We start from the raw sequence: 6,166 nt of genomic DNA on the forward strand, positions 1-6,166 counted from the left end.
CCGACCCGGTGCGGGCCTGGAGCCGTGCCCGACCACGCTGGGTCGGGTCACGGCTCTAGGACTTTGTTTTGACGCGCCCTCTCACGACGAACCGGTATCCACTTCGTCGGAGTGCGCTCTAGGCCGCCCGTCCCCCGCGCCGGCCCTCGACGAGCCACATCGTCAGCACGGCCGCCGCCAGCAGGGCCAGGGCCACGAGGCCGAGGGCAAGCGGATAGACCTCGACGCCGCGGATGTTGGCGCTGTCGCTCGGACGGAAGCCGATCCAGTCGGCACCCGAGAGCCGCCCGCCGCGCACGCTCTGGAGCCTGGGGACCTGCACGCCGCCGCCGGACTCCGACACGCGCCGGATCGAGCCGCCCGAGGCGTCGGAGAGGGGCTTGAGGCGCTCGGTGTCGCTGAACACGTCGGCGAGTTCGCGCGGGTTGGGCGGGCCGACGCTGACGAAGGCGACGAGGGGGCCCGAGCGCAGGGTGTGCAGGCCCAGTTCCGTGGCCTCGAAGGTGCCCGAGAACAGGCCGGGCTCGGACGGGCCGAGGGTCAGGGTACGCGCGCTGCCGGTGGGGCCGGTGACGGTGACGGGCTCGGCCGCCTCGGCCATGGTCTGGCGCTCGACCCGGACCTCGCGGCCCCGGCCGGTCATCTGGGCGCGGAGCGCCTCCTCTTCGAGGGCCGGCTCCTTCATCAGCCAGTGGGCGAGGCGGCGCAGCAGGTCGAGATGCGGGCCGCCCTCCTGGTAGCCCCTGGCCCAGAGCCAGGCATGGTCGGAGAGCAGCAGGGCGACGCGGCCCTTGTCCTCGCGGGCGAGGGCCAGGAGGGGCAGGTCGTCGGCGCCCGAGAGGATCGGCTGGATGCCCGGCCGGGTCTGGGCCGAGACGATGCGCAGCCAGTCGCCCCAGGCCGGCGGGGTGGATTCGGAGCCCGGCAGCGCCCGCGTCACCGGGTGGCGCCGGCCGGTCGGCGTCGGCATCGCCTTGTAGGGGTGCTCGACCACGCGCCCGTTCGGGTCGCCGGGCAGGATGCCGGCAAGGCGCGTGCGGGCCAGACTCGCGGGACCGGCGAATTCGGGGCCGGCCGCGATCAGGAGCGCGCCGCCCTCGCGGACGTAGCGCACGATGTTGTCGAAATAGGCAGACGGCAGCACGCTCTGGTTGGCGTAGCGGTCGAAGATGATGAGGTCGAAGTCCTTGATCTTCTGGACGAACAGCTCGCGCGTGGGGAAGGCGATGAGCGACAGCTCCGAGATCGGCGTGCCGTCCTGCTTCTCCGGGGGCCGAAGGATGGTGAAGTGAACGAGGTCCACGTTGGCGTCGGACTTCAGCAGGTTGCGCCAGGTGCGCTCGCCCTGGTGCGGCTCGCCCGAGACCAGCAGCACCCTGAGCTTTTCGCGAATTCCCTCGATCGGGAGGACGGCGCGGTTGTTGATGGTCGTCAGTTCGCCCGGAAGGGGCTCGACCTCGATTTCCACGACGTTGGGGCCGCCGTGCTCGATCCGCGTGGTCAGGGCGAAGGGCTGGCCGGTGGGGACGGTGCGCCGGCCGATCTCCTCGCCGTCGCGGCGCACGGTGACGACCGCGTTGCCGGTGCCGCCGCGCTCCATCACCTCGGCGCGGATGGAAAGGTCACGGCCGACGATGCCGAAGCGCGGCGCCTCCAGCAGCCTGATCTGCCGGTCGCGCTCGTCGGCGTGGCCCGTCACCAGGACGTGGAGCGGCGCCTTGATCCCGAGGGCTGCGAGCGAGGCGGGGATGTCGTGCACCACGCCGTCGGTGAGCATCACCACGCCGGCCAGCCGTTCCGGCGGCACGTCGGCCAGCGCCTGGCCCAGCGCCGTGAACAGCTTGGTGCCGTCGTCGCCCTCGCGGGCGTCCGGCACGTCGATGAAGCGCGGCTCGATGTTGGTGAGCGCCCCGAACCGGCGCTGCAGCTCGGCCCGGACCCGGTCGGTGACGGCCGGCCGGTCGCCCAGCGCCTGGGAGCCGGAGCGGTCGACGATCACGGCCGCCACGTCCTTCACCGGCTCCCGGTCCTCGCGCACCAGGGCGGGGTTGGCGAGCGCGGCGAGCACCAGGGCGAGCACCAGGGCGCGCAGGGCGGCGGTGCGCCCGCGGGCGAGGAACGCCAGCACGATGAACAGCAGGACGAGGACGCCCAGGCCCGCCAGCACCGGCCAGGGCAGGAGCGGGGTGAAGCTGAGGCTCAGCATGAGGCGGGGCCTTCGGTTTCATGGCGTGACGCATGCCCTTCCCCCTCTGCGGGGGAGGGTGGCCCGCGAAGCGGGGCGGGAGAGGGGAGCGCGCTTTCCGGATGCGGTGCTCCCCTCTCCCGACCCTCGCTGACGCGAGGGCCACCCTCTTCCGCAGAGAGGAGAGGGAGAGCCGCGGGGCTTCGCGCTGTATCCAAAAAATTCACTGGCCCAGCCGCTCCAGGAGCGCCGGGACGTGGACCTGGTCGGCCTTGTAGTTGCCGGTGAGCGTGTACATCACGATGTTCACGCCCCCGCGAAAGGCCATCTCGCGCTGGCGCTGGTCGCCGCCGACGACCGGGTAGAGCGCCTCGCCCCGGCGCCCCACCGCCCAGGCGGCGGCGAGGTCGTTGCCGGTGATGACGATGGGGCTGACGCCGTCGCCGGCCCGCGCCGGGCGGCGCTCGGCCCCCTCCCCGGCCGGCGGCAGCGCCTCGACCCAGGTCTGGCCCGTGGCGTAGCGGCCGGGGAAGCTGTCCACGAGGTAGAACGCCTTGGTCAGCACGTGGTCGAGGGGTACCGGCTCCAGTTCCGGCACCTCCAGGGTCGCCAGCATCTGGCGGAGGTAGGCGGCCTCCGGCGTCGGCGGGCCGCCGGGGCGGGCGGTGAGCGCGTCGCGGGTGTCGAACAGGACGGTGCCGCCGTTGCGCATGAAGGCGTCCACGCGCCGGATCGCGGCCTCGGAGGGCTGGGGCCGGCCCGGCGCGATCGGCCAGTAGATCAGCGGGTAGAAGGCGAGCTCGTCCCGGGCCGGATCGAGGCCGGCGGGCTCGCCCGGCTCCAGGGCCGTGCGCGAGGCCAGCATCTGCGTCAGCCCGGTCAGGCCCGCGCGGCTGGCCTCGTCGATGGCGGCATCCCCGGTGATCACGTAGGCGAGCCGCGTGACCAGGGCCGATTCGATGCCGTTCGGCCGGTTGGCCGGCGGCTCCTCGGCACGGGCCGGCAGCGGCGCGAAGTTGGCCAGCAGCACGAGTCCGGCGAGCACGAGCACGGCGGGCCGCCCGCGCAGGCGCCCGAGCCTGGCCCCGCTCAGGAAGCCGCCGAGCCAGAGCCCGGCCAGGGTGTCGAGGACGAGGAGCAGCAGCGCCACGGTGAAGAGGCTCGGGCGCAGATCGAGGGTCTCCGCGCCGGCCAGCGTCCCGAGGCGGGCGCCGGACAGCCCCGCGACATCGAGGGCCGCGAGCCGGTCGCCGACCTTCAGGGCGTTGACCGCCACGCCGCCGTCTGCCGGGCCGTAGAAGCCGGGCGGGTGTTCGTGGCTCGCCCGGTCGGCGTAGTCGGCCGGGACGGCGGTGGCGGTGGCGGGCGGGGTGCCGAGCGCCCCGAATCCGTCGAGCGTCAGGCGCGGGGCAAGCACGGCGGCGGCCGGCCGCGGCCCCCCGTCGCCGGGCGGCGCGGAACTCCCGGCCAGGGCCACGACCCGGCGCAGCATGTCGATGAACAGGCCCGACAGGGGCAGGTTCGACCAGGTGGTGTCGGCGGTGACGTGGAACAGCACGAGCTGCCCCTGCCCCCGCCGCTCGGCGGTGACGATGGGCGTGCCGTCCTGGAGGGAGGCCCAGGTGCGGCCCGGCAGGTCGCCGTCGGGCTCGGCCAGGATCTGGCGGCGCACGCCGATGTCGGGGGGCGGCGTCAGGCCGGCGAAGGGGCTCTCGGGGGTGAAGGCGGCCAGGGTCTTCGGGCTGTCCCAGGAGAGGGTGCCGCCCAGCGTCCGCCCGCCGCGGCGCAGGCGCACCGGCACGAGCGGGTCGTTGCCGGCGGCCAGCCGCGGCCCGGCGAAGCGCAGCAGCAGGCCGCCGCCCTCCACGAACGTCTGCACCCGCGCCGCGGTCTTCTCGTCCATGGCGCCCACGTCGGCGAGCACCAGCACCGTGACCTGGTTGTCGAGGAGCTGGCCGATCGACTCCGCCGTGCCCTTGGCCCCCCTGGCCTCCTGCACGTCGGCGAAGGGGGCGAGCGCCCGCGAGAGGTAGTAGGTCGGGGCGAGCAGGGGCTGGGCCTGGTCGCTGGTGCCGCCGAAGACGAGGCCGACCCGGCGGCGCTTGCCCCGCTCGTCCATCAGGATGACGGCGCCGGCCGAGCGCTCGCCCGCGATCTCCAGGCGGCTGATGGTGTTGCGCAACTCCACCGGCATGTCGAAGCCGATTTCGGCCTGCGTGGCGCCGGCCGCGAAGGTGGAATCGTGCTCGGCCAGCGGCAGGCCCTTCTGGTCGAGCGCCCGCACGAGACTGGTCTCGCGCCCGTTCGGGGCGGCGCGCAGCACGTGGGTGGTCAGCCGCCCGGCGGTCTCCGCCCCCGTGAGCGCGAGCGCCGGCGGCGCCTCGGCCCGCAGGACGGTGATCGCGGCGCCCTGGGCTTTGGCCGCCTCGGCGAGCCCGCCGGCGAAGGCATCATCCCTCGGCCCGGCGACGCCGTCGCTGATCCAGACGAGGCCGGCGCCGGGGTTCTTCTCCAGGAAGGCGGCGATCGAGGGCAGGTGCGCGGCCCGGTCGCCGAGATGGGGGCGGGGCACGATGGCGCGCAGGCGCTCCAGGCCGGCGGCCGGCGTGCGCGCCTCGAAGGGGGCGGCCGGGTCGGCGAGCCCCAGCACCGCCACGGGGCGGCCGTCGCGGGCCGCGCCCTCGACCGCGTCGGTGGCGACCCGCAGGCGCTCGCGCCAGTCGTGGGCGGCGGGGAAGCCGTTGTCGAGGAGCACCAAGAGGGCGTTGCGCCCGCCGCCGGCCCCCACCCCGTTCGGGTTCCAGACCGGGCCGGAGACCGCCAGGATCAGGGCTGCGGCGGCCAGCAGGCGCAGGATCAGCAGCCAGGGCGGCGTGCGGGCCGGGGTCTGGCGCTCGGGCAGCAGGTCGGCGACCAGCTTGAGGGGCGGGAAGTCGATCCGGCGCGGGCGCGGCGGCGTCACCCGCAGCAGGAACCACAGGGCCGGCAGGCCGACGAGGGCGGCCAGAGCGAGGGGGGCGGCGAAGGTCAGTCCGAGCAAGGCGGGCTCCTCAACCGGTGCCGCGGGCGGCGGCGACCAGGGTGACGAGGCGCAACGCCGCCTCGCTCGCCGGCCGGTCCGTCCGGTGCAGGGTCAACGTCCAGCCCTGGCCGCGGGCGATGCGCTCCAGCCCGTCGCGGTGGGCGGCGATGCGGGCGCGGTAGGCCGCGCCCCAGGAGGCGGCATCGCCCACGTCCAGGGAGAGGCCGGATTCGAGGTCGTGCAGCACCGCCTGCCCCGCGAAAGGGAAGGTCTCCTCGATCGGATCGGCCACCAGCACGAGGTGGCCGCGGCTGCCGCGCCCGGCGAGTTCCTGCACCGCGGCCTCGATCCGGGGCAGCGGCGTCAGGAAGTCGCCGATCAGGATCACCTCGTCGAATCGGGCGGGGGTGGCGCGCGGCGGCATGTCCTGGGTCAGGCCTGCCGCGTCCGCGACCAGGGCCTGCGCCATCCGCTCCACGATCTTTCGCGATGCGGTCGCGCGGGTCAGCCCGAGCAGGCCGGTGCGCTCGCCCCCTTCCACGAAGGCATCGGCCAGCGCCAGGCCCAGGACGAGGGCGCGCTCGACCTTGGGCGCGGCGGCGAGGTCGGACGAGAACCCCATCGAGGCCGAGCGGTCGATCCAGAGCCAGATGTTGTGGGCGGCCTCCCACTCGCGCTCGCGGACGTAGAGCCGGTCGTCGCGGGCCGAGCGGCGCCAGTCGATCCGGGCGGCAGCCTCGCCGGTGACGAAGGGCCGGAACTGCCAGAAGCTCTCGCCCGGCCCGGCCCGGCGCCGCCCGTGCAGGCCGTGGGCCAGCATCGAGGAGACGCGCCGGGCCTCCAGCACGAGGCGGGGCATCCGCTCGGACAGGGAGACGGCGCCCTCGCTCTCCCGCCGGCCGGGGACGCGCTCGGCGGCGCTGAGGGCGCGCGTGGCGACCATCGGGCTAAGCAGGTTC

General features: G+C 75.0%; 3 protein-coding genes. All 3 read right to left on the reverse strand.

Annotated elements, in window-relative coordinates; genetic code table 11:
• Nucleotides 1-118: 118 nt before the first annotated feature.
• The 3 genes from COGEMETH_RS22720 to COGEMETH_RS22730 all read right to left on the reverse strand — a co-directional run bounded on the left by COGEMETH_RS22720 (nt 119) and on the right by COGEMETH_RS22730 (nt 6,150).
• Nucleotides 119-2,206, reverse strand: coding sequence for a hypothetical protein (locus COGEMETH_RS22720; protein WP_238184952.1), 2,088 nt, complete (start codon nt 2,204-2,206; stop codon nt 119-121).
• A 202-nt stretch (nt 2,207-2,408) separates the two neighbouring features.
• Nucleotides 2,409-5,225, reverse strand: a complete 2,817-nt coding sequence (locus tag COGEMETH_RS22725; RefSeq protein ID WP_238184953.1) for a DUF4159 domain-containing protein — start codon at nt 5,223-5,225, stop codon at nt 2,409-2,411.
• Between the two features lie 10 nt (nt 5,226-5,235).
• A complete protein-coding gene (locus COGEMETH_RS22730) occupies nt 5,236-6,150 on the reverse strand; it encodes a DUF58 domain-containing protein (RefSeq protein WP_238184954.1) in 915 nt (304 codons plus the stop codon).
• Nucleotides 6,151-6,166: the final 16 nt, after the last annotated feature.

It is taken from the genome of Methylobacterium trifolii, assembly GCF_022179685.1.
GTDB lineage: Bacteria > Pseudomonadota > Alphaproteobacteria > Rhizobiales > Beijerinckiaceae > Methylobacterium > Methylobacterium trifolii.